Origin of the sequence: Streptomyces sp. NPDC046931 (assembly GCF_040644655.1) — a bacterium.
Lineage (GTDB): Bacteria > Actinomycetota > Actinomycetes > Streptomycetales > Streptomycetaceae > Streptomyces.
Window position 1 is genome coordinate 14,705 of the sequence record NZ_JBEYWX010000001.1, and the last position, 23,847, is coordinate 38,551.

Annotated in this window: 19 protein-coding genes; 8 read left to right on the top strand and 11 right to left on the bottom strand. The window is 70.5% G+C overall.

Annotated features, from left to right (window positions below; translation table 11 throughout):
• The first annotated feature begins 277 nt into the window (after positions 1-277).
• Positions 278-1,000 carry a helix-turn-helix transcriptional regulator gene (locus ABZ876_RS00065; RefSeq protein ID WP_361772083.1) on the top strand — a complete coding sequence of 241 codons (723 nt, stop codon included), beginning with the start codon at positions 278-280 and terminating at the stop codon, positions 998-1,000.
• 13 nt (positions 1,001-1,013) lie between these two features.
• Here ABZ876_RS00065 and ABZ876_RS00070 read toward each other — a convergent pair whose 3' ends face one another.
• Positions 1,014-2,039: an ATP-dependent 6-phosphofructokinase gene (locus ABZ876_RS00070; protein WP_361772085.1), complete on the bottom strand. Its 1,026-nt coding sequence runs from the start codon at positions 2,037-2,039 to the stop codon at positions 1,014-1,016.
• A gap of 264 nt (positions 2,040-2,303) precedes the next feature.
• On the opposite strand from ABZ876_RS00070, the gene pta reads away from it, so the two are divergent.
• From pta to pyk, 3 genes are all read left to right on the top strand, one after another.
• Positions 2,304-4,394 (top strand): phosphate acetyltransferase, encoded by a 2,091-nt coding sequence (gene pta / locus ABZ876_RS00075; protein ID WP_361772087.1) that lies wholly within the window; start codon positions 2,304-2,306, stop codon positions 4,392-4,394.
• Positions 4,391-5,599 carry an acetate kinase gene (locus ABZ876_RS00080; protein WP_361772089.1) on the top strand — a complete coding sequence of 403 codons (1,209 nt, stop codon included), beginning with the start codon at positions 4,391-4,393 and terminating at the stop codon, positions 5,597-5,599. Before pta ends, ABZ876_RS00080 begins: the two co-directional genes overlap by 4 nt.
• Positions 5,600-5,694: 95 nt before the next feature.
• Positions 5,695-7,125, top strand: coding sequence for a pyruvate kinase (pyk, locus tag ABZ876_RS00085; protein WP_361772091.1), 1,431 nt, complete (start codon positions 5,695-5,697; stop codon positions 7,123-7,125).
• A 90-nt stretch (positions 7,126-7,215) separates the two neighbouring features.
• Here the strand turns inward: pyk and ABZ876_RS00090 are convergent, their stop codons facing one another.
• The 4 genes from ABZ876_RS00090 to ABZ876_RS00105 form a co-directional block, all read right to left on the bottom strand.
• Positions 7,216-8,580 carry a hypothetical protein gene (locus ABZ876_RS00090; protein ID WP_361772093.1) on the bottom strand — a complete coding sequence of 455 codons (1,365 nt, stop codon included), beginning with the start codon at positions 8,578-8,580 and terminating at the stop codon, positions 7,216-7,218.
• Complete coding sequence (locus tag ABZ876_RS00095) at positions 8,570-9,103, bottom strand: DUF6114 domain-containing protein (RefSeq protein ID WP_361772095.1); 534 nt, start codon at positions 9,101-9,103, stop codon at positions 8,570-8,572. The genes ABZ876_RS00090 and ABZ876_RS00095 overlap by 11 nt, the downstream gene beginning before the upstream one ends.
• A gap of 127 nt (positions 9,104-9,230) precedes the next feature.
• Positions 9,231-9,890: a DUF6230 family protein gene (locus ABZ876_RS00100; RefSeq protein ID WP_361772097.1), complete on the bottom strand. Its 660-nt coding sequence runs from the start codon at positions 9,888-9,890 to the stop codon at positions 9,231-9,233.
• 622 nt (positions 9,891-10,512) lie between these two features.
• Positions 10,513-11,487, bottom strand: coding sequence for a tetratricopeptide repeat protein (locus ABZ876_RS00105; protein ID WP_361772099.1), 975 nt, complete (start codon positions 11,485-11,487; stop codon positions 10,513-10,515).
• A gap of 260 nt (positions 11,488-11,747) precedes the next feature.
• On the opposite strand from ABZ876_RS00105, the gene ABZ876_RS00110 reads away from it, so the two are divergent.
• From ABZ876_RS00110 to ABZ876_RS00120, 3 genes are all read left to right on the top strand, one after another.
• Positions 11,748-12,368 (top strand): TetR/AcrR family transcriptional regulator, encoded by a 621-nt coding sequence (locus tag ABZ876_RS00110; protein WP_361772101.1) that lies wholly within the window; start codon positions 11,748-11,750, stop codon positions 12,366-12,368.
• A 130-nt stretch (positions 12,369-12,498) separates the two neighbouring features.
• Positions 12,499-13,401 (top strand): antibiotic ABC transporter ATP-binding protein, encoded by a 903-nt coding sequence (locus ABZ876_RS00115; RefSeq protein WP_361772103.1) that lies wholly within the window; start codon positions 12,499-12,501, stop codon positions 13,399-13,401.
• Complete coding sequence (locus tag ABZ876_RS00120) at positions 13,398-17,705, top strand: caspase family protein (RefSeq protein WP_361772105.1); 4,308 nt, start codon at positions 13,398-13,400, stop codon at positions 17,703-17,705. The genes ABZ876_RS00115 and ABZ876_RS00120 overlap by 4 nt, the downstream gene beginning before the upstream one ends.
• Here ABZ876_RS00120 and ABZ876_RS00125 read toward each other — a convergent pair.
• The 3 genes from ABZ876_RS00125 to ABZ876_RS00135 form a co-directional block, all read right to left on the bottom strand.
• A complete protein-coding gene (locus ABZ876_RS00125; RefSeq protein WP_361772107.1) occupies positions 17,681-19,381 on the bottom strand; it encodes a methylmalonyl-CoA mutase family protein in 1,701 nt (566 codons plus the stop codon). The genes ABZ876_RS00120 and ABZ876_RS00125 overlap by 25 nt on opposite strands.
• A gap of 75 nt (positions 19,382-19,456) precedes the next feature.
• On the bottom strand, positions 19,457-19,795 hold the full coding sequence (locus ABZ876_RS00130) for a DUF3817 domain-containing protein (RefSeq protein ID WP_361772109.1): 339 nt from the start codon (positions 19,793-19,795) through the stop codon (positions 19,457-19,459).
• A gap of 64 nt (positions 19,796-19,859) precedes the next feature.
• On the bottom strand, positions 19,860-20,369 hold the full coding sequence (locus ABZ876_RS00135) for a MarR family transcriptional regulator (RefSeq protein WP_361772111.1): 510 nt from the start codon (positions 20,367-20,369) through the stop codon (positions 19,860-19,862).
• A gap of 125 nt (positions 20,370-20,494) precedes the next feature.
• Here ABZ876_RS00135 and ABZ876_RS00140 point away from each other — a divergent pair, with 125 nt between their 5' ends.
• The gene (locus ABZ876_RS00140; protein WP_361772113.1) at positions 20,495-20,926 is read left to right on the top strand and encodes an SRPBCC family protein; all 432 of its coding nucleotides are present in this window, start codon (positions 20,495-20,497) and stop codon (positions 20,924-20,926) included.
• Between the two features lie 730 nt (positions 20,927-21,656).
• Here the strand turns inward: ABZ876_RS00140 and ABZ876_RS00145 are convergent.
• Genes ABZ876_RS00145 through ABZ876_RS00155 form a run of 3 tightly spaced genes read right to left on the bottom strand, consistent with a single transcriptional unit; the run spans position 21,657 to position 23,715 of the window.
• Positions 21,657-22,289 (bottom strand): TetR/AcrR family transcriptional regulator, encoded by a 633-nt coding sequence (locus ABZ876_RS00145; RefSeq protein ID WP_361772115.1) that lies wholly within the window; start codon positions 22,287-22,289, stop codon positions 21,657-21,659.
• Positions 22,286-22,966, bottom strand: coding sequence for a DUF4166 domain-containing protein (locus ABZ876_RS00150; protein ID WP_361772117.1), 681 nt, complete (start codon positions 22,964-22,966; stop codon positions 22,286-22,288). The genes ABZ876_RS00145 and ABZ876_RS00150 overlap by 4 nt, the downstream gene beginning before the upstream one ends.
• On the bottom strand, positions 22,963-23,715 hold the full coding sequence (locus ABZ876_RS00155; protein WP_361772119.1) for a hypothetical protein: 753 nt from the start codon (positions 23,713-23,715) through the stop codon (positions 22,963-22,965). The genes ABZ876_RS00150 and ABZ876_RS00155 overlap by 4 nt, the downstream gene beginning before the upstream one ends.
• Between the last annotated feature and the right edge of the window lie 132 nt (positions 23,716-23,847).

Here is a 23,847-nt window from a genome sequence, read left to right on the forward strand (position 1 = left end):
GGCCGTCCCGTCCGGTCCCGTCGTCACCCGGCGCGAGCGGTGCGGGACGCCGGTCACCGCCGCGCCGCATGCGCATATGCCCCGTCACCTTGCCCGACGTCGTCCGCGCCGCCCGCGGGAGTGCCGCCCTGCCCAGAGCGTCCCGCCTCCCCGGCCTTCCCGGACCCGCCGGCCACGAGCCGCGGCCGTCAAACCCCGGACGACCGAAACCGTATGTTCCTACAATCCGTGAGTGTGGCCGAACAGACCGTAGTCATCGCAGCCCCGCGCCCCTACGTTGTGCCGCGTGCACCGACCGCAGGCTCAGCAGCCCACTCCCCCCACTCCCCCGTTCAACGCCCTGGCCGCCCGGAGACTGCGGGCGGCGCTCGGAATGAGCCCCGAGCACGTCGCCTACGGCATGCGCTCCTCGTACGGGCTCCCCTATGTGACCGTCGACCTGGTGATCGCCTGGGAGCGCGGGATCACCGCCCCGAGCGTCCCCGAACTCACCGCGCTGGCGGGCATGTTGTGGTGCTCTCCCGCCGAACTCATCGGCGCGCCACGTACCCTGCGCGAGCACCGTGTCGCGCGCGGGCTCGCCCCGGAGGACGTCGCGCGCGCCGTGGGGATCGAACTCCTCGCCTACGTGAGGATGGAGGAGGCGGGCGAGTGGCGCGGCAACGACCGGCAGTCCGCCGCCCTCGCCGGCGTGCTGGAACTGACCCTGCCCGACTTCATCACCGTCACCGGACGCGACGGCCGGCTCGCCGAACTGCTGCGCAGCGCGGTCACCACCCGCTGGCGGGCGTACGTCCGCCCGCTCGGCAAGCTGCTGTCCCTGGACCGGCACCTGCTGGAGGACGTCCTCGAGGAGATGCACGCCGACTACCAGGGGCAGATGGTCGCCACGCTCAACTGGGGCGCCACGGCCGCCGCGACGGACTCCGGCGAGGCCGGCCGGGACTACCTCGACCACATCGTCGGGACCTTCTGGTCCACGGTCGAGAGGACCTCCTGACGCCGCCGGGCGGCTAGAACACCGACTCCGCCTCGTCCATCCGGTCCCTGGGCACCGTCTTCAGCTCGGTCACCGCCTCCGCCAGCGGCACCATCACGATATTCGTGCCGCGCAGCGCCGTCATCATGCCGAACTCGCCGCGGTGCGCCGCCTCGACGGCATGCCAGCCGAAGCGGGTCGCGAGCACCCGGTCGTAGGCGGTCGGCGTGCCGCCGCGCTGGACGTGGCCGAGGATGACCGGCTTGGCCTCCTTGCCGAGCCGCCTCTCCAGCTCGTAGGCCAGAGCGGTGCCGATGCCCAGGAAGCGCTCGTGGCCGTACTGGTCGATCTCGCCCTTGCCGTAGTCCATGGTGCCCTCGGCGGGGTGCGCGCCCTCGGCGACGCAGATCACCGCGAACTTCTTGCCGCGGGCGAAGCGCTCCTCGACCATCTTGACCAGGTCGGCGGGGTCGAAGGGGCGCTCGGGCAGACAGATGCCGTGCGCGCCGGCCGACATGCCCGACTCCAGCGCGATCCACCCCGCGTGGCGGCCCATGACCTCCACGACCATCACCCGCTGGTGGGACTCGGCCGTCGTCTTCAGGCGGTCCATGGCCTCGGCGGCCACGGTCACGGCGGTGTCGAAGCCGAAGGTGCGGTCCGTGGACGAGATGTCGTTGTCGATGGTCTTCGGCACACCGACCACCGGCAGACCCGCGTCCGAGAGCATCCGGGCCGCGGTGAGCGTGCCCTCGCCGCCGATCGGGATGAGGGCGTCGATCCCGAAGTCACGGATCATGTCGGAGGCGTTCTCGCACGCCTCGCGCAGACGGTCACGCTCCAGACGGGAGGAGCCGAGAATGGTTCCGCCGCGCGCCAGGATGCCGCTGACGGCGTCGAGGTCGAGGGCACGGTAGTGGCCCTCGAGGAGGCCCCGGTAGCCGTCCTCGAAGCCGATGACCTCGTCGTCGTACTGCGCTACCGCTCGATGGACGACCGACCGGATCACTGCGTTCAGGCCGGGACAGTCGCCGCCCGCGGTGAGGACTCCGATGCGCATCGTGCTGTGTCTCCTGCTCGCTGTCGATACCGGTGAGCCAATCCGATTGTTTCACGGGTCACAGGCCGGTGCCGCGCCCGCCCCGCCCGCCTCGAACCGCCCGTCCACTCCCGAGTCCTGACGGGCGCCTAATCCAGGCGCAGGGGTATTGTCAAGAGGGTTCTGCTCACCCTCACGGAGGACTTTCCTCGCCTCACAGAACCCCACAAATCAACCCAGGAACGGTCAAGGACCCCCACCCGAGAGACGAAACGGAGAGCCCACGTGACGCGCAGCGTGTACGTGACCGGGATCGACCGCGGCGACGGCCGCCAGGTCGTCGAGCTGGGGGTGATGGAGCTCCTGACCCGGCAGGTCGACCGGGTGGGCGTGTTCCGCCCACTCGTCCACGACGGCCCCGACCGCCTCTTCGAGCTGCTGCGCGCCCGGTACCGGCTGTCCCAGGACCCGGCGACCGTGTACGGCATGGACTACGAGGAGGCGTCCGCGCTCCAGGCCGAACGGGGCACGGACGAGCTGGTGTCGGCCCTCGTCGACCGGTTCCACGCGGTGGCGCGCGACTACGACGTCGTCCTCGTGCTCGGCACCGACTTCGCCGACACCCAGGTCCCGGACGAGCTGTCCCTCAACGCCCGGCTCGCCAACGAGTTCGGCGCGTCGGTGATCCCCGTCGTCGGCGGGCGGAAGCAGACCCCCGAGTCGGTGCGTGCCGAGGTGCGCAACGCCTACCGCGCCTACGAGGGACTGGGCTGCGACGTGCTCGCGATGGTCGCCAACCGGGTCGCCCGCGAGGACCGGGACGAGATAGCCGAGCGGCTCGACTCCCGCCTCCCGGTGCCCTGTTACGTCGTTCCCGACGAGCCCGCGCTCTCGGCCCCGACGGTCGGCCAGATCACCCACGCCCTCGGCGCGAGGGTGCTGCTCGGTGACGAATCGGGGCTGGCCCGCGACGCCCTCGACTTCGTCTTCGGCGGCGCCATGCTGCCGAACTTCCTGAGCGCCCTGACCCCGGGCTGCCTGGTGGTGACCCCGGGCGACCGCGCCGACCTCGTCGTCGGCTCGCTCGCCGCCCACAGCGCCGGCACCCCGCCGATCGCCGGTGTGCTGCTCACCCTGGACGAGGTGCCCAGCGACGAGATCCTCACCCTGGCCGCGCGCCTCGCCCCGGGCACCCCGGTGATCGCGGTGGCCGGCAACAGCTTCCCCACCGCCGCCCGGCTCTTCTCCCTGGAGGGCAAGCTGAACGCGGCCACCCCGCGCAAGGCGGAACGGGCGCTCGGGCTCTTCGAGCGGTACGTCGACACCGCCGGCCTCCTGACCCGGGTGTCCGCCCCGAGCAGCGACCGGGTCACGCCGATGATGTTCGAGCACAAGCTGCTCGAACGGGCCCGCGCGGACAAGCGCAGGGTGGTCCTCCCCGAGGGCACCGAGGAGCGCGTGCTGCACGCCGCCGAGGTGCTGCTGCGCCGTGGCGTGTGCGACCTGACGCTGCTCGGACCCGTCGACCGGATCCGCAAGCAGGCCGCCGACCTCGGCATCGACCTCGGCGACTCCCAGTTGATCGACCCGGCCACCTCGGAGCTGCGGGACACCTTCGCCGAGCAGTACGCGAAGCTGCGCGCCCACAAGGGCGTGACCGTGGAGCTGGCGTACGACGTGGTCGCCGACGTGAACTACTTCGGCACCCTCATGGTCCGGCAGGGCCTCGCCGACGGCATGGTCTCCGGCTCCGTGCACTCCACGGCCGCCACCATCCGGCCCGCGTTCGAGATCATCAAGACCAAGCCCGATACGAAGATCGTCAGCTCGGTGTTCTTCATGTGCTTGGCCGACAAGGTGCTCGTCTACGGCGACTGCGCGGTGAACCCCGACCCGAACGCCGAGCAGCTCGCCGACATCGCCATCCAGTCGGCCGCGACCGCCGAGCAGTTCGGGGTGGAGCCGCGGATCGCGATGCTGTCGTACTCCACCGGCACCTCCGGCTCCGGCGCCGACGTCGACAAGGTCCGCAAGGCCACCGAGCTGGTGCGGCTGCGCCGCGACGATCTGAAGACCGAGGGCCCGATCCAGTACGACGCCGCGGTCGAGCCCTCCGTCGCGGCGACCAAGCTGCCGGACTCGGAGGTCGCCGGGCAGGCGTCCGTGCTGGTCTTCCCGGACCTCAACACCGGCAACAACACCTACAAGGCCGTGCAGCGCTCGGCCGGCGCGATCGCCGTCGGCCCGGTCCTCCAGGGCCTGCGCAAGCCCGTCAACGACCTGTCCCGGGGCGCCCTCGTCCAGGACATCGTCAACACGGTCGCGATCACCGCGATCCAGGCCCAGACCCCGCACGAGAAGGCAACCGCCCAGTGAGCCCCTCCCGCGTCCTCGTCCTCAACTCCGGCTCGTCGTCGGTGAAGTACCAGCTGCTGGACATGCGCGACCGCAGCCGGCTGGCCGCGGGCCTCGTCGAGCGCATCGGCGAGCAGACGTCCCGGCTCAAGCACACGGCGCTCACCACGGGCGAGACCCGCGAGCACCACGGGCCGATCGCCGACCACCAGTCCGCGCTGAAGGCGGTCGCCGAGGAGCTGGACAGGGACGGGCTGGGGCTCGACTCTCCCGAGCTGGCCGCCATCGGCCACCGGGTGGTGCACGGCGGAATGTTCTTCACCGAGCCCACCGTCATCGACGACGCCGTGCTCACCGAGATCGAGCGGCTGATCCCGGTGGCGCCGCTGCACAACCCGGCCAACCTGACCGGCATCCGGACGGCCATGGCGCTGCGGCCCGACCTGCCGCAGGTCGCCGTCTTCGACACCGCGTTCCACACGACGATGCCCGAGTCGGCGGCGCGCTACGCGATCGACCCGAAGATCGCCGACCGGCATCGCATCCGGCGGTACGGCTTCCACGGCACCTCGCACGCGTATGTGTCCCGGGCGACCGCCGGGCTGCTCGGCAAGGCGCCGAAGGAGGTCAACGTCATCGTGCTGCACCTGGGCAACGGGGCGTCCGCCTCGGCGGTCCGGGGCGGACGGTGCGTGGAGACCTCCATGGGGCTCACCCCCCTGGAGGGGCTGGTGATGGGGACGCGCTCGGGCGACCTGGACCCCGCCGTCATCTTCCATTTGGAGCGCGTTGGCGGAATGTCCATGGACGAGATCGACACTCTTCTCAACAAAAGGAGCGGTCTGTTCGGCCTGTGCGGCGACAACGACATGCGGGAGATTCAGCGCCGGATCGACGAGGGCGACCAGGAGGCACGGCTCGCCTTCGACATCTACATCCATCGGCTGAGGAAGTACATCGGCGCGTACTACGCGGTACTCGGCCGGGTGGACGCGGTCGCCTTCACGGCGGGTGTGGGAGAGAACGCGGCCGCGGTGCGCGCGGCCGCCGTGGCGGGCCTGGAGGAGCTGGGCCTGGCGGTGGACGACGGCCTGAACGCCGTACGCGGCGACGCGCCCCGGCTGATCTCGCCCGCGTCCGCGCGGGTGGCGGTCGCGGTGGTGCCGACCGACGAGGAACTGGAGATCGCCACGCAGACCTACGCACTGGTCGGAAAGGTCGACTAGCAATTCGAGCGGTCTCGCCTGAGCGCCGACCCGCCCATTTGTATTTTCCGCCAGACGGAATATTCCGCGCCGAAACAAACCGATAGGATCGCCCCATGCGCCGTTCGAAAATCGTCTGTACTCTCGGCCCCGCGGTCGACTCCCACGAAATGCTCGTCGCGCTGATCGAAGCCGGCATGAATGTGGCCCGCTTCAACTTCAGCCACGGCACCCACGTAGAGCACCAGGGCCGGTACGACCGCGTCCGTGCCGCCTCGGCCGAGACCGGCAGGGCCATCGGCGTCCTCGCCGACCTTCAGGGCCCGAAGATCCGCCTGGAGACCTTCGCGGAGGGTCCCGTCGAGCTGGTGCGCGGTGACGAGTTCACCATCACCACGGAGGACGTGCCGGGCGACAAGTCGATCTGCGGCACCACCTACAAGGGCCTGCCGGGCGACGTCTCCAAGGGCGACCAGATCCTGATCAACGACGGCAACGTCGAGCTGCGGGTCGTGAACGTCGAGGGCCCCCGGGTCAAGACGATCGTCATCGAGGGCGGCGTCATCTCCGACCACAAGGGCATCAACCTGCCCGGCGCGGCGGTGAACGTCCCGGCGCTGTCCGAGAAGGACATCGACGACCTGCGGTTCGCGCTGCGCATGGGCTGCGACATGGTCGCGCTCTCCTTCGTGCGGGACGCCAACGACGTCAAGGACGTCCACCGCATCATGGACGAGGAGGGACGCCGCGTCCCGGTCATCGCCAAGGTGGAGAAGCCGCAGGCGGTGGCGAACATGGAGGACGTCGTGATGGCGTTCGACGGTGTGATGGTCGCCCGCGGCGACCTGGCCGTCGAATACCCGCTCGAGAAGGTCCCGATGGTGCAGAAGCGGCTCATCGAGCTGTGCCGCCGCAACGCCAAGCCGGTGATCGTGGCGACCCAGATGATGGAGTCGATGATCACCAACTCCCGTCCGACCCGCGCCGAGGCCTCCGACGTGGCCAACGCCATCCTCGACGGCACCGACGCGGTCATGCTGTCGGCCGAGTCCAGCGTCGGCGCGTACCCGGTCGAGACGGTCAAGACGATGTCGAAGATCGTCCAGGCCGCCGAGGAGGAGCTGCTCTCCAAGGGTCTCCAGCCGCTGGTCCCGGGCAAGAAGCCGCGGACGCAGGGCGGTTCGATGGCGCGTGCGGCGGCCGAGATCGCGGACTTCCTGGGCGGCAAGGGCCTGGTGGCCTTCACCAAGTCCGGCGACACCGCCCGCCGGCTGTCCCGCTACCGGGCCTGCCAGCCGATCCTGGCATTCACCACGGACGAGTCCACCCGCAACCAGCTGACGCTGAGCTGGGGCGTGGAGTCGCACGTCGTGCCGTTCGTGAACAGCACCGACGAGATGGTCGACCTGGTCGACCATCACCTGGTACGGCTCAAGCGGTTCAACGACGGCGACATCGTGGTCATCACCGCCGGCTCCCCGCCCGGCGTCCCCGGCACCACGAACATGGTCCGCGTCCACCACCTGGGCGAGGACGGCCGCCGCTGACGTCCCGCCAACGGCACGACGACGAGGGCGCCCCCTGTGACAGGGGGCGCCCTCGTCTCTTGCGGCTCCCGGAATGGTCTTGAGAGGTGCTCAGCTCGCGCCGGTGATGTACTGGTGCATGCCGGGAACGGTCAGCGTGCCGCCGAACTGGCCGGCCTGGGTGACCTTCACGTTGGTGAAGTAGATGATCGGGATGTTCAGCGGCGGCGGGTTGTCCGGGCTGAACGTGACCGGGATCAGGCCCAGCAGATTGCCGGAGATGCTCTCGGTGTACATCACCGTCTTGCCGTCACGGATGGTCGACTTCGAGCCCTTGGCGGCCTGGACGTGGTACGTCTCGCCCTTCTGGCCGTCGACGAGCTGATGCAGATCACCGATGTCGGTGCCGTTGGAGATGACGTACTTCAGGACCCTCTTGACGGTGCCGTTGGCGGTGCGCACCTTGACGATGCCCTGGTAGTCGGCGCCGTTGAGCAGCAGCGAGCTGGCCTCGAGGTGCCAGGGCTTGTCGGGCAGCGCCAGGGTCTTCTCGACGCCGCCCTCGTCGTCGGTGGCCGCGACGCAGTCCGCGGGGGGACTGGAACTCGCGGACGGACTCGGAGTCGCGGACTCCGCCGCCTTCACCGCGTCGTCGGCCGCCTTGGTGGCCTCGGACGCCGCCTTCGTCGCCGTGTCCGTCGTGTCCTTCACGGTGTCCTTGACCGTGTCGGTGACCTTCTCCGCCGTCTTGGTGACGGAGGACGACTCGGACGTGCCGCTGCTGTCCTTGGTTCCCGTGGTGTCCTTGGTGTCCTGGGTCGCGGACGCCGAGGCGGACGGCGACGGCGTGGAGCTCGCAGCCTCGCTTCCCGACGAGGTGCCGCCGGGCGTGAGGACGTCCTTGAGGGCGCTGCCGATGCCGTCCAGCAAACCCCCATGGCTCGCGGAGGCCGACGGGCTGGGCGTGGAGCCGCCGCCCGACGACGTACCGGAGCCGCTCGCGGAGGACGCGGACGGTGCGGGCGCGGCCTTGTCGTCGGAACCTGAATCCGACGAAGAGGGCTTGCCCGACGTGCTCTCGGACGTCTTGTCCGACGCCTTGTCCGAGGAGGCCGAGGGCTCCGGCTCCGCCGTGTCGGCGGGCTTCGACGTGCTCGCCGAGGCGGACGGCGACGGCGTGGCCGACGCGTCCTTGGAGTCCTTCGAGTCCTTGGACTTGTCCAGGACCTCGACACACTTCTGGTACTCGTCGGCCGTCAAGGTCTTCGACGACGGGTGGTCGTCGGCGCGCGCGAGCGTCGGCGTCAGCCCCATCCCCATGAGGACCGCCGTCGGCATCGCCGCCAGCGCTATCGCCTTGCCTGCCGGCACGTGGAACCTGGTGAACAGCGGCTTCCTGGGGGCCGCGTGGCGCGGCCCGGTTCTCGCACGGGACGCGTCCACGTCCGTCCCGTGGGTCACCTCGTCAGCCGGCACTGTGCCTCCCGTTCGTCCCGTTGACCGGGGTCGTCTTGGTCAGGTCCTGCGGCTCGTTCACCCCGCCCGGGACAGCCTCGGGGGCATCGCCGTCACCCGCCGCCTGCACCGGCTGCTCCGCGGGCGGCACGCCCGGCGCCCAGGACACGGCCATGGCTCCGCCGATCAGGGAGAACAGGAAGCCCACGACAAAGCCGCCGAAGTTGGACACGGGGAGGGAGACCAGCGCCAGCAGGATCGCCGCGACACCCGCGAACGTGCGGACGTGCTTCTGGAACCAGAGGCTGATGCCGAGGACTATCAGCAGCACACCGATGATCAGGGAACCGGCGCCCCCGGTGGTGGCCATGGCCAGCGTCAGGTGACCGAGCTGCAGGTGCGCGTACGGGAAGTAGAGGATCGGGAAGCCACCAAGCAGGACGAACAGTCCGGCCCAGAACGGCCTCGCGCCCCGCCAGACGCGGAACTGCAGCCTCCGGTGGGTGAACTGACCGGGCTCGGCAGCAGAAGTCTCGGCGCTCATGGAAAACAGCTCCCTGGTGCAGCGTTGCTGTGGGTGGTGGTGCGAGGGGTGTGGGGGGTGTGTGAAGGAGCGGTTGAAGGTGGAACGGGCGGGGGCGCCGTCGGCTCCCCCGCCCGTCACCGAGTACTCAGTGCTTGACCTGGCACTCGTTGGCGCCCTTCGACAGGCTCATGTTGAGCCCGCTCAGCGTGAAGGTGCCTGCCGTGGTCGCCCAGGCGTGCTGGTCGACGTCGCTCAGCACCGCGTGCTTCGCCTGCTGGGCGAATCCGTACGGGTTGGACTGCTCGCCGCCGCCCTTCATGCCCGGGCCCTTGCCACCCTTGTCGGCACCCGTGTCGCCGGCGGCCACACCGATGTCGATGTCGTCGAACCTGGCGTCGGCCTTGAGGTCGTTGACATCGATGTAGATGTTCTGCGCCTCGACCTTGGGGTGGCCCGCCCCGCCGGCCGTCAGCGTCAGCGTGACGTCACCGAGCACCGGGATCGGGGTGACCACGGACTGGCACAGGTCCGTGATCTCGGCCTTCTTGAACGCCGAGACGGCGACGGGGTGAGCCGTCTTCTTGCCGTCGAGCGTGTAGCCGCTGTCGACCGCTCCGTACTGCTCGAAGCCCCAGCCCTCGAGCTGGGTGGCGGTCACCTTGAACTGCTGGCCCGACACGCTGAACGAAGCGGCCAGAGCACCCTGCGCCAGGGCCACACCTATCGCTGCCGTCGCGGCAACGCTGGGCACCATGACCACAGCGAACCGCTTCCATCTGGTCCCGCCACGCACCTGGGACTCCATATTTCCTCCTTCTCGGACGTACATCTCCTGGCCCCAGCTCGCTACCTCTCGGCGGCTCAGCCGGGCAGGGATGGGAGAAGTGCTACGTCCTCGGGAAGGAGAGCGCCTGCGCTCGGCGGCGCGAACTGCGCCCGAATCACCGGCGATCACCCCCGAGCGACAACCACTGGTCGCGCCTGACACGCATCACGCACAACCTGCCGGACAGGCTCCGCCGCAGCGGAGACCCCCCTGTCCAGGAGCCGACGCCACTGCCGCCGGCTCCTGCTCGGTGGGGACCCACGAGAAACCCGTTGCCCCGGCTGGTTGTCGGGTACGGCGATGGACCGAGCGTGGCCGATCGTGGTGCATTCTCGCCGCCCCCGCAAGGGGGTTCGTTACTCACTAGTAACGGCCGGATAACCGAACAACGACCTCCTGGTCTCGTCCGGCGACTCTGAGTGCCACAAAAGGAGATGACGAAACGGTTGAAGTACGGACAGAACCCGACAGAAAAAGGGGTGCGACTTACTCGCAGTAACAGCGGCCGCGATTACCAAGATTTGGTAAAGCGCGGCCGCTGTGCGCCTCTGGCGGCGAATCTTTCACCCGGGCATCACATGGCCGGGCGTTTAACGACTGGTCAGAACAAGGCTCTCGCGAGTGCCCGTCGCGCCGCGGTCACACGCGGGTCCTCGGCGCCGACCACCTCGAAGAGCTCCAGCAGCCGCAGCCGCGCGGCGTCCCGGTCCTCCCCCGCCGTACGGCGCACGGTGTCGATGAGCCGCCCGAACGCGTCCTCCACGTGTCCGCCCACGAGATCCAGGTCCGCCGCGGCGATCTGCGCCGGCACGTCGGCGGGCTTCTCCGCGGCCTCCTTGCGCACCTGCTGCGGGTCCAGATCCTGCACCCGCTTGAGCAACTCGGCCTGGACGAGCCCCAGCTTGGCCTCCGTGTTGCCCGGGTCGTCGCTCAGCACGTTCTTGTAGGCCTGGATCGCACCGCCCAGATCGCCCGCGTCCAGGGCCTGCACCGCCGCTTCGAGCAGTGCGTCGTAGGGACCCGCCGGCACCTCGGCGGCCACCGGGGTCTCGCCCGGCTCGGCGTCGGGGTCGACGGCCAGACCGGTCAGGCCGAAGCGCTGCTCGGCGACCTGGACCAGCTGGTCGAGGGTCGCCCGGATCTGCTGCTCGGGGGCGGCACCCTGGAAGAGGGGAAGCGCCTGACCGGCGACGACGGCGAAGACCGCCGGGATCCCCTGGACGCCGAACTGCTGCATCAGCATCTGGTTGGCGTCGACGTCGATCTTGGCGAGGACGAAGCGGCCGTTGTACTCGCGGGCCAGCCGCTCCAGGACCGGGCTCAGCTGCTTGCAGGGCTGGCACCACTCGGCCCAGAAGTCGATGACGACCGGCACCTCGGTGGAGCGCTGAAGGACGTCACGCTCGAACCCCGCCTCGTCGACGTCGATGACGAGGTCGGCCGGGGAGACCGCCCCTCCCCCGCCCTGCCGGGCCGCTTCGGCGCGCGCCTGCTCCGCCTTCGTCTTGGCCTCCTGGGCGGCCTTCACCGCGGCGAGGTCGACGACTCCGCTCATGGACATGTTCCGTGGCTGCATGAGTACATCCTCCCCCCTCCGAAACGCCGCTGTGAAAAGCGCTGTGAAAGCCGTACCGGGCCGGTCGTGGTCCGCGCCGGGTCCCCACCCGGCGCACGTGGTCGTCGCTCATCGGCGCGCCACTTGGACGCGCTTTCGCTACGAGTCGTAGCGTAACTGTCCGCGGGGGTCTCTGTGACCAGTACACCGGTGATCTCCCTCACGAGTTCACACAACGCACGGATATTGGCGGGAACACAACGCCGGATAAGGTCACTGACATGGAGAGCCGCACGTCCGCCGCCCGCACCGGGCGCCCTCGCAGCGCCGCCGCGGACGCCGCGATCCTGGCGGCGACCCGGGAAGCACTCGTCGAGCTGGGCTGGTCGAAGCTCACGCTGGGGGATGTCGCGACCCGCGCGGGAGTCGCGAAGACGACCCTGTACCGCCGCTGGGCGGGCAAGAACGAGCTGGTGGTGGACGCGGTGGCGGCCCTGTTCGACGAGCTGGAGCTGCCCGACCGGGGCAGCCTCGCCGCGGACATCGAGGGAGTGGTGCTGCAGTTCGCGGCGATCCTGGACCGCCCGGAGGCGAAGAGCGGCCTGATGGCGGTGGTGGCGGAGTCGACCCGGGACGAGGCGTTGCGCGAACGCATCCGCGCCTCGATCGTCGACCGCCAGAAGTGCCTGGTCGTCGAGGGCCGGGCACGCGCCGCGCAACGCGGCGAGCTGCCCCCCGAGACAGACCCGGAAGCCGCCTCGCGCACGGCCGACCTGATCTTCGACGTGGTCGCGGGTGCGGTGGTCCACCGCACCCTGGTCAGCGCCGAGCCCGTCGACGAGGACTGGGCGCGACGCTTCGCCGCGATCGTGCTCGGCGGCCTCGCCGCGGCCGGCACCTGACCCCGCGCGACCCGGCACCCCGCGCCGGAACGGGCCCGGGTCGCCCTCGGTCCGGTGAATCCCGCCACGACCGCGGCGCCGTGGACCTATGGTGATCGGGCGGTTCGTCGAGGAGGGTGCGGGGGCGAGAGTGGCACGTGTCGTAGTGGTGCATGGGGTCGGCAAGCATCTGGAAACCGGAGAGACGCTGCACACCTCACTGGCTCCGGCCCTCACGGGCGGGGTGAACCTCGCACTGCGGGGAGACGGCGAACTCTCGGCGCACATCACCCCCCTGACGCCGGACGACGTCCTGTGCGCGGGCTACGGGGACCTGTTCCGACGGCCCGGCGCCCGTGGCGGAGCACTCCAGTACGAGGCGGAGGACGTCGCCGAGGGGCTGGAGACCGATCTGCTTCTCGCCTGGTGGCAGGAGGCTTCCCGACGTGACCCCGCGGTCCTCGGCCCACAGGACTCCGGACGCGGCGTGCTCGGCTACGCGGCCTCGCGGCCCTTACGGATCGCCGCCGTTCGGCGGGCACTGGACGCGCTGACCCGCACCCGCTTCTTCAGGTCGGTCTCGGACACGTTCCTGATCGCCGCGCTCAAGCAGTTCCGCCGGTACTTCGAGGAACCGGCTCTCCGCAAGGAGGCACGCTCGCGGGTCCTCGAACTCATCGCCCCGGACACCCGTGTCGTGGTCGCCCACTCGCTGGGCTCGGTTGTCGCCTACGAGGCCCTGTGCTCCCTGACCGCACAACAGCCGCTGACACTGGTGACGCTCGGTTCCCCGCTGGGCATCCGCCATCTCGCCTTCGACCGTCTCGACCCGGCACCTGCCGATGGCACAGGCGTCTGGCCGAGGGCCGTGGGGCACTGGCACAACGTCGCCGACGCCTCCGACATCGTCGCCCTCGTCCATGAACTCGCCCCGCGCTTCGGCCCCCGAGTCGTGGACCACCTGGTGCACAACGGGACGACCATGCACGAGATGACGGCATATCTGACCGCGGTGGAGACGGGTACGGCGATCGCGGGCGGCCTGGCGCGGTGAACGGCACCGGCGAGGCACCGCACCGCGAACCGGGGTTCCGCCGCCACATCCTCGTGGCGGGCACCCGGCACTACCCCGACGACCCTCACCTCATGGAACTCCCGGGGGTCGACGAGGACGTCGAACGTGTCGCAGCCCTGTTCGAGGGCTTCGGCTACACACGGATCCTGCCGCATCTGAGCTCCGCGCCCCGCTCACAGCATCTGCTCGGCGAGTTGGAGGACTGGCTGGAGCACCCGGACCGCTCCGACCGGGACGTGCTCGTCGTCTATTACGCGGGGCACGGCATGAGGCACCCTCGGCGGCGCGACCACTACCTCATGTGCGGGGGCAGCCGCATCGAGCGTCCTCAGGGCACGGCGATCCGGTCGAGCGACCTCGCCGGTATCGTCACCGCTTCACCCGTCGGGCATGCCCTGCTGATCCTCGACACCTGTCATGCCGGCGCCGGCACCGCCGAAATGGGCGCGGCCGCACTCGACTTGACGGCGCTGCGAGGAGACGACAGTGACGGTCTGTGGCTTCTCGCCTCGGCGCGGGCCCGGGAGGAGGCCGTGGATCACGCCTTCGTCTCGGCCCTGGAGGAAGCCGTCCGCCACAGCCGGGCCGGAATGCGCCAGCCCCATCTGGACTTCCTGGACATCACCAACCGCATCGACGCTTATCTGCACGAGCATCACCCCCATCAGAGCGCCCGCTGCCATGCCGCGGAGGTGCGCACGCCGCCGCCGTTCTTCCCGAACCCCGACCACCGGCCGGACTTGTCCCCGTCCCTGGTGGACGTGCAGACCGCTCGCGAGTGGACCGCGCACTTCGATCCGCGAAGCCGCGGGGTCGAATACGCCAGCGAAAAGGGCGACTTCTTCACCGGACGGCACCAGGCCCTGGCCACCCTCGCCGGATGGCTGCGCGAACCGCAGCACGACGGCCGGGCCCGCGTGGTCACGGGAAGTCCCGGGTCCGGCAAGTCCGCGTTACTGGGCCGCCTGCTGGCACTGTCCGATCCTGACGCGACGGCACGCTCCTCCACTCCGGAGTACATGGTGCCGCCGGCCGGGTGTGTCACCACCGCGATCCACGCACGCGGTACGAACCTCGAATCGCTCACGAGCCGGCTGGCCGCGGCCGTGGACATCGACGCGGACACCCCGCACCAGCTGCTCGCCGAGCTCGCCGACCGCACGACCTCGCACACGGTCCTCATCGACGCCCTGGACGAGGCCGGAACCGGTGTGAGCGGCACCGAGCCACTGCGCATCGCCCGTGAACTGCTGCGTCCTCTCACCACGTTGCCCCGTCTGCGGCTGATCGTGGGCACCCGTCGGGAGACACTGCCCGCGCTGGGCAGCGCGGTGGAGGTCATCGATCTGGACACCGAGGGCTACTCCCGGCAGGTGGACGTCGAGGAGTACGCGTACGGCTTTCTGCGGGCATCGGGTCTGTCCGGGCGCGGGTACGCGGCCGGCACCCTGAGAACGATCGCGGCCGCCGTGGCCGCACGGGCCGGGCAGTCCTTCCTGGTCGCCAGGATGACCGTGCGGGCGGTGGCGCACGGCGATCTGACGGTCGACCTCACCGACCCGGACTGGCAAAAGCGGCTGCCGACGGAGGCGGGGCAGGCCTTCGACGCGTACCTGGCGCGCTACGGCACGGACGAGGCCAAGGTCAGGCGTCTTCTCGCTCCGCTCGCGTACGCGGAAGGGGACGGGCTGCCCTGGGACTCGCTGTGGGCGTCGCTGGCGACGGCGCTGTCGGGGGTACCGTGCTCCGACGACGACATCGAGTGGCTGTTCCGGTATGCCGGGGCCTACGTCGTGGAGGTGCCCTGCGGTGATGAGCGGTCGGTCTTCCGGCTGTACCACGAGGCCCTGGCGGAGCACCTGCGCAACCCGCGCCGCGACACCGAGAACCAGCGGCGCCTCACGGAGACCCTGCTGGTGGCGGTCCCGCACCGCTGGGGCGGGGAGCGCGACTGGGCTCGTGCGCACCCGTACATCCTGCGGCACCTGGCGGGACACGCGGCGGCGGCCGGCGAACTGGCAAGAGTGCTGGAGGATTCCTTCTTTCTCCCGCACGCCGAACCGGACGCCCTGCTCTCCGCCATGGACGGAAGCGCCGATCCCGCGGTCAGACGAGTCTGCGCCATGTACCGGGCCTCGGCCCATCTGCACAAGGGCTGCTCCAGCGAGCAGCGGGCGCAGCTCCTCGCCATCGACGCCTCACGGTTCGGCGAAGAGGAACACCGGCAGGCCCTGAGTCGGGGCCGGAAATGGGCACCGCGCTGGGCGACCAAGGCCCAGACAAGCAATGCGCTACGGGCCACGATGGACAGTCACAGCGGCAGCTTCTCCGTCATGGACTGCCTGACGGTCGAAGGAGTTCCGCTGCTCGCGACCTCCGGTCCCGCACAGGCCGTATGGCTGTGGGACCTCCGGACCGAGTCCCTCCACTCCTCCTGGAACGGGCATCGAGGGGACGTGTCGGCACTGTGCTGCACCGAAGTGGACGGTGTGCCGGTGGCCGTGACGGCCGACACGGAGGGCGAGCTACGGGTCTGGGACATCGCCGAGGGAACGACCAGGCTCCGTTTCGGCGTGCCGCAGCCCGCCGGGGAACGGGAGCGACGCCGCTCCGGCGGAGGACGGGTCATCTCAACCTCTGCCGACAACAAGACCTATCCCGACTACGCCGTCTCCCTGGCCCCTGCCGTGCTGGACGGCGTACCGGCCGTGGCCGGCTACGGCTTCAACGGCACGGCGTGGCTGTGGAATCTGCGCACGGGCGAACTGATACGGCAGGTGGACACCTCGCCGGGGACGCTCAGCGTCAACGCCATGATCGGCTGCACGGAGCTGGGCGGAACCGCCCACGCCATCGTGACCAGTGGGAAGCGACCGGCTCTGGCCTGGAATCTGCTGACCGGCGACCTGCGCAGGGTCCCCGACACGGGTGCCGCGGATGCCACTGTCCACTGGGCCGGCACGGTGAACGGGCATTTCACCGGATTTCTGGGTGACGAACAGGACGGCCTGCTCCACTGGGATCCCGCCACGGGGAACGTGCGCAGTCTCTTCCCCGCCCACGGCAGCTGGGTCACCGCCGTCGCGGTCGTCCCGCGCCGGAGCGGCGATGTCGTCGTCGTAGGTCACGCGGACGGAATGATCCATCTCTGTGAAGCCCAAAGCGGTGCCCTCCTCGGGCGACTGAGCGGCCACGACCAGTGGGTGCATGCCCTGTCCACCACGGTCGTGGAGGGATCCCCCGTGATCGTCTCGTCCAGCAGCGACGGCACGCTGCGTCTGTGGGACCTGCCCGAGGAGACCGCCCCCGATACGACCGGCCACACGAGCCAGGTCTACGCACTGACGTGCCTCGTGGCGGACGGGATGCCGATCGCCGTGAGCGGCGGAGGCCTGTCGGTCCGGTCCTGGCATCTGGGCACCGGCGCGGCACTGGGCATCGGCACAGGTCACAGCGAGCGCATCATGTCCGTCGCCCACACCGTCCTCGACGGGGTCCCCGTGGCGGTCACAAGCGGCCACGACGACTCGGTGCGGCTGTGGTCCCTCCCCCGTTGCGAGGAGGTCTCGACCGCGGTGGACCAGGGCCGGCATTGGAACTATGTCGCCACGAGCAGGGTCGAGGGGGTGCCCGCGCTACTCATCGGTTCCGAGTTCGCCTATCGTTCACCGACACCCGACGGCCTGGTGGTCCGCAATGCCTCCTCGCTCGAAGTCCTCGACGGCAGTGGCCCGCTGGCGGCGGCCTTCCCCAAAGTGACGGCCCTGGCGTGCACGACGGTGGGGGGTCGGCCCACCGCGGTGATCGCGGGCAGAGACGAAGACCCCCGTAATGCCGGCCGGGCCGCGGAGCCCTGCGTCCAGGTGTGGGACCTCACCACCATGAGCCACCTGGGGTCGTTCGAGGGATGCGACGACTACGTGGTCGCGATCGCCTGCACGACCGTCGGAGGCGTGCCGGTCGCGTTGCTGGCCACGAACCACAAGGGAGTCCAGATCTGGGACATGTCGACGTTCTCCCTGCGATCCGCCATGGATACGCGGCTTGCGTGGGCCCACGACCTTGCGTGCACGGTGCTGGACGGCGTGCCGACGGCGGCTGCCGTCGGCGGCAACGTCCTGAGCCTCTGGGATCTGACCACGACCCGGCTCGTCCACCAGCACGTCCTGCCGCACCCCGCCCATGCGGTGGCCTTCGGCCCGGCGGACGAGCTGGTGGTCGGATCCGGCTACGAGGTCATCGTCCTGGAACGCGCAGGTCAGAACCCTGCGGGCTCGGTGTAGATCCCCCACTCGTCGCGCAGCGCCCCGCAGATCTCGCCGAGCGTCGCCTCCGCGCGTACGGCGTTCAGCATCGGCTCGATCATGTTGGAGCCGTCGCGCGCGGCGGCCAGCATCGCGTCCAGCGCCGAGCGCACCGCCGCGTCGTCCCGCCCGGTCTTCCGCTCGCCCAGCACCCGCACCTGCTCGCGCTCCACCTCGTGGCTGACCCGCAGGATCTCCAGGTCCCCGGTGACCGATCCGGTGTGGACGTTCACGCCCACCACCTTCTTGTCGCCCTTCTCCAGTGCCTGCTGGTACCGGAACGCGGACTCGGCGATCTCGCCCGTGAACCAGCCGTCCTCGATGCCTCGCAGGATGCCGGAGGTCATCGGCCCGATGGGGTGCTGCCCGTCGGGGTGCGCCCGCAGCCCCCGTTCCTTGATCTGCTCGAAGATCTTCTCGGCGTCCGCCTCGATCCGGTCCGTCAGCTGCTCGACGTACCAGGAACCGCCCAGCGGATCGGCGACGTTGCCGACGCCGGTCTCCTCCATGAGCACCTGCTGGGTGCGCAGCGCGATCTCCGCGGCCTGCTCGCTGGGCAGCGCCAGCGTCTCGTCCAGCGCGTTGGTGTGCAGCGAGTTGGTTCCGCCCAGCACCGCCGCCAGCGCCTCCACCGCCGTACGGACGACGTTGTTGTAGGGCTGCTGCGCGGTCAGCGAGACCCCGGCCGTCTGGGTGTGGAAGCGCAGCCACTGCGCCTTGGCGGTCTTCGCCCCGTACACGTCCCGCATCCACCGCGCCCAGATGCGGCGCGCGGCCCGGAACTTGGCGATCTCCTCGAAGAAATCGACGTGCGCGTCGAAGAAGAAGGACAGACCGGGGGCGAAGACGTCGACGTCGAGGCCGCGGCTGAGACCGAGCTCCACGTAGCCGAACCCGTCCGCCAGCGTGTACGCCAGCTCCTGCGCGGCCGTCGCTCCGGCCTCGCGGATGTGGTAGCCGGAGACGGACAGCGGCTTGTAGGCGGGGATGCCAGCCGCGCAGTACTCCATGAGGTCGCCGATGAGGCGCAGATGCGGCTCGGGCTGGAAGAGCCACTCCTTCTGCGCGATGTACTCCTTGAAGATGTCGGTCTGGAGCGTCCCGTTCAGCACGGCGGGGTCGACGCCCTGCCGCTCGGCGGCCACGAGGTACATGCAGAAGACGGGGACGGCCGGACCGCTGATCGTCATCGAGGTCGTGACATCGCCCAGCGGGATGTCCTTGAACAGGACCTCCATGTCCGCGGCCGAGTCGATCGCGACCCCGCAGTGCCCGACCTCGCCGATCGAGCGCGGGTCGTCGGAGTCGCGGCCCATGAGGGTGGGCATGTCGAAGGCGACGCTCAGGCCGCCGCCACCGGCGTCCAGGATCATCTTGTAGCGCTCGTTCGTCTGCTCGGCGTTGCCGAAGCCGGCGAACTGCCGGATGGTCCACGTACGCCCTCGGTAGCCGGTCGGGTACAGACCGCGGGTGAAGGGGTACTCGCCGGGCCAGCCGATCCGCTCGAAGCCCTCGTACGTGTCATGGGCCCGCGGCCCGTACACCGGCTCCACGGGGTCGCCGGAGAGCGTGGTGAAGTCGGCCTCGCGCGTGCGTGAGGCGTCATAGCGGGCCTGCCAGCGTCGGCGGCCCTCCTCGATGGCGTCAGCGTCCATACCTACGAATTTACTAGGACGTCCAAGTAAATGTCGATGGCAGACCGCCGTACGGCTTCCGTACGGCGGTATCCGCTACGCCTTGGCGACCGCGGGGGCGTCCTCCGCGGCCCGCGCCTCGAGCTCGTGCGTGACCTTGCGCTCCACGAAGAAGGCGGCGGTGGGGATGGTTCCCGCCAGCAGCACCCACAGCTGCTTGCCGACCGGCCACTTGGCCTTGGAGCCCAGGTCGAAGGCGAAGACCAGGTAGATGACGTACAGCCAGCCGTGGGCGATGCCGACGACACGGGTGAAGTCCGCGGCACCGTTCACGTCGAGCACGTACTTGGCGATGACGCCGAGGGTCAGCAGGACCAGCAGCACGCCGGTGACGTAGGCCATGACGCGGTAGCGGGTCAGCACGCTCTTTTTCATGGCTACGAGCGTAACGGCACGTATCGGGCGGTCTTCGGGTGCCCCCGGGACGCCCGGCCGCCCGCTACTCGCCGGCGAAGTCGCCCGCGGCGACGCGCAGCGGGCGCAGGATCGCGAAGATCTCGGCGCACTCCTCGGCGTCGTACGTGCCGAGCCCGAAGTCCATCGCCATCAGCTCACGGGTGGCGGCGTCGCAGACCTCGCGGCCCTTGTCGGTGATGGAGGCGAGGGTGCCGCGGCCGTCGTTGGGGTTGGGCCGCTTGGCGACCAGGCCGGACCTCACCAGACGGTCGACGGTGTTGGTGACGGACGTGGGGTGGACCATGAGCCGCTCGCCGATCTTGGACATGGGCAGCTCGCCCGCCTTGGAGAAGGTCAGCAGCACCAGGGCCTCGTACCGCGCGAAGGTCAATCCGTACGGTTTCACGACCGCGTCGAGCTCGGCGAGCAGAATCTGCTGCGCCCGCATGATCGAGGTGATGGCGGCCATGGACGGCACGTTTCCCCACCGCTGCTTCCAGTGTTCGTCGGCGCGGGCGATGGGATCGAAGGACAGGCTGAGCGGCTTCGGCACGCCACCGACCTTACCGGCCGGTCACATGGTGGTCAGCCCCGTCTCGCCCTTCGGTCGGCCCTTGGGCACCGGGCGCACACTGGAGACAGAGGGCCCCGTGCGCGGGCCGAACGTGGAGGTGAGCCATGAGCACCCTCGAGGAACACGTCGACATCGCGGTCCCGATCGACGCGGCCTGGGAGAGGCTGCACGACGTGGAGGATTATCCGCGCTTCCTGGACGGGGTGCGCGACGCCCGTGCGGAGGCGGGCGGCCGGGCGCACCTGGACGTGGAGGCGGGCGGCCGGTCCCGGTCGTTCGAGGCCGAGGTCTCCGACCACGGCGACCGACGCGTGATGGAGTGGCGCACCACGGGCGATCCCCGGCTGGCGGGGTCGTTCTCGCTCCAGCCGATCGACCAGGGCCACACCCGCGTCCAGGCGCGGCTGGAGTACGACCCCGGCGTCGTCAGGGAAGCCTTCGGCGGGCCGAAGGGCTTCGCCCAGGCCAACGCGATCGAACGCCAGGTCCGCGGTGACCTGGAGCACTTCAAGGAGTACCTGGAACAGCAACGCTGAGCCCCGCCCGGGAGGCTGCCCAGTCAGCCTCCCAGCGACAGCACACCCACCGGCCGCGGGGCACTCCACGGTCCGGGAGACGCAGCCCCACGCACCGCCCTGCCGGGCAGGCACCGCCCCGCGCCCGACCGGCACGACCCCACCGCGCGGCAGGCACCGCGGCGCGAGAGAGGCGACCGGCAGCGTCCGCAACACGAGACGTGGCCCTGCGCGGAAAGCGCGACCCCACGGGCGGAGAGACCGGCCCTGCCGGGAGGGCAACGCAGCCCGACTCCCGACAAGCGCCGCCCCGCACCGGGCAGGCGCCCGCACCCGACCGGCACGGCCCCGGACGCCACGCACGCCAGGCGTAGCCCTCAGCGCCAGACGCGCGGCTCTGCGCGGAAGCCCCGACCCCACATGTGGGCGGCGCGTCCCGACGGGGGCACGGCGCGCCACAGCCCGGGAGGCACGGCCCTGCCGGCCCTGCGCCGGGCAGGCGCTGCGGCCCAGCCCGGCCGGCACGGCCCCATCGGGCGGAAGACGCTGCCCGAGGTGGGAGACGCCCCTGCGACGAGCAGCCGCCCCGCGTCCGGCAGGCGTGGGTCCCTCCCACGGCAGGCACCGTCCTCAGCGCGAGAGGTGCGGCCCTGCGCGGGAAGCGCGACCCCGCGGGGGTCTGGCGCTGCTGCCCCACTTACGGCAGGCGCAGCCGGCGTGCGCCGCGCGCACGCCCCGCACGCACACCGCTCTATCCGCGCGAGGCCCGCCGTAGGGCATGACGTACCGCCCGCTGTGCGACCGGGCCGAGGTCGTCCAGTGCTGCCACCAAGGAGGCGAGCTGGTCCAGGGCGGTCAGGGCCTCGCGTGCCCCCGCCGCGTCCACGCCCTCGTACAGCTCGATGCCGACGAAGGACGCGGACACCGCGCGGGCGAGGCCGGCCGGGTCCGCGAACTCGCCGACCGGTGTCGCCGCAAGCACCCGTACCAGCACGCGCTCGATCTCCGCGATCCACAGGTCGAGCCCCGCCGCCGTGGCCGGCGCGAGCCGGGGATGGGTCTGGGCACCGGCCAGCAGCTGGCCCAGCACCGCCACATGCCCCGCCGCCTTCTCCTCCTCGTGCACCTCGCGGCCGAACGCGAGGAGTTCCCCGAGGGTGCCGATCCCGTCGAGCCGCTCCCGGTAGCGCGCCACCCGCTGCTCCGTGCCGTAGCGGCACGCGGCCGCCAGCAGCTCGTCCACCGAGCCGAAGTGGTAGAAGACCAGTGCCTGGTTGACGCCCGCGGTCGCCGCGACGGTGCGCGCCGACGTCTTGGCGATCCCCTGCTCGGTGAGCGTCCGCAACGCCCCCTCCAGCAGCTTCACCTTCGTCGCCTCGCTCACGCCCGCGCCTCCTCCCGGACGGGCCGCAGCCCGGGCCGCACCCCGCACACACCGACGTCCGCGTAGGTCACGGTGAACTGCCCCTCGTAGCCGAACAGCGGCCCGAGGTACCGGTTCACCACGCGCACCCGGATCCGGAAGCGTCCGGTCGACTCGTCGAACGACTCCCGCACCTCCGCCTCGGCGCCCAGCAGTTCGGGCACCCGCACATCCACCGGCCCCTCCCGGAAGCGGTGCTCGCCGGAACGGATCAGCAGCGATCCGTCCGGCTCCGCACGGAAGTGCAGCTCGCTCGCCAGGTGCTGATGGGTTCCGAGGTAGTCCAGGACGCGGTCGCCCTTCGGGCTCAGCACCATCTGGGCGTCGAACCGGCGCTCCCGCCCGGGGAAGTGGAAGGTACGCACGAACGACACCGTCTCGCGGCCGAACGAGTCGGTGTAGGGCACGTTCTCGATGACGAAGGGCACATCGCGGCCCTGACGGGGGACGAGGATGTTGCGGGTGCCGCCGAGCGCGAGGAACGGCTTCACCAAGCTCCTGCCGTGCCAGACGCGGTCCATCACCCCGCGCCCCGTGCACACCTGACCGCTCGCCGTCCCCACGGAGAAGCGGTGCTGGAGCCGGGGGTGCAGCCGCTCGAAGTCGGCGCCCATGACGGAACGGAAGATCGAGGTCATGACAGCCGCTCCAGGGCCCCGAGGAGGCGCGGCGCGCGCACCCGCGTGGGCGGGGTGCGCAGACAGCGGCGCGCCGCCGGGGTGCAGGCCAGCGGTGCCTTGAACAGGGCCAGGCAGATGGCGAGGGCCAGCAGCAGCGGGCACAGATACGCCGTCGTCGCCGCGAGGGAGCCGAGCAGACGGAGGGAGGAGCCGAGTCCCAGACCGATGCAAGCGACGGTGAGGACCAGGCCGCGGACGGCCAGCTCCGTACACCAGTTCGCCAACGCGCGCTCCGGTGCCACCCCCCGCTCCACCCACAGGCGGAGGCGGTCGAAGGACCAGGCCGTCGCCCAGCCCATGAGGGGGCGGAGGACCAGCCGGTCGGCGAAGCAGCCGAAGGCGCCCCAGCGCGGCCGGTAGTCGTACCCGGTGAGGAAGCGGACACCGTCGCCGTCGGGCACGTACCGCCAGTAGCCGCTGCCCTCGGCGATCAGTGACAGCGGGTGCGGCGAGGAGAACCGCAGTGCGGAGGTGCGCGTCCCGTCCGGACGCGTCTTCTCCCCGGCCGACACCCCCGTCCCGGAGACCGTCAGGAACGGCAGGACGCGCGTGGCGTACCGGAAGCGGTGCGGTTCGCCCTCCACGTCCGGCAGATAGTCGATCTCGGTGAAGCGGACGTCCCAGCGCTGGTGCTGCGCGGGGTCCTGCGTCCGCGCCCACAGTTCGTCGAGGTCGCCCCGTATGTGCGCCTCCACGTAGAGCCCCATTGCCGATCCCCCATGTCAACGGCCCTGTTTGAGCGACTGCTCAAATCAACTGGCCTGACGGTACCGCGATTTGAGCGATCGCTCAAACCGCCGGGACGCGAAAACCCCGGCCGCCCGGGCCGGGGTTCTCCG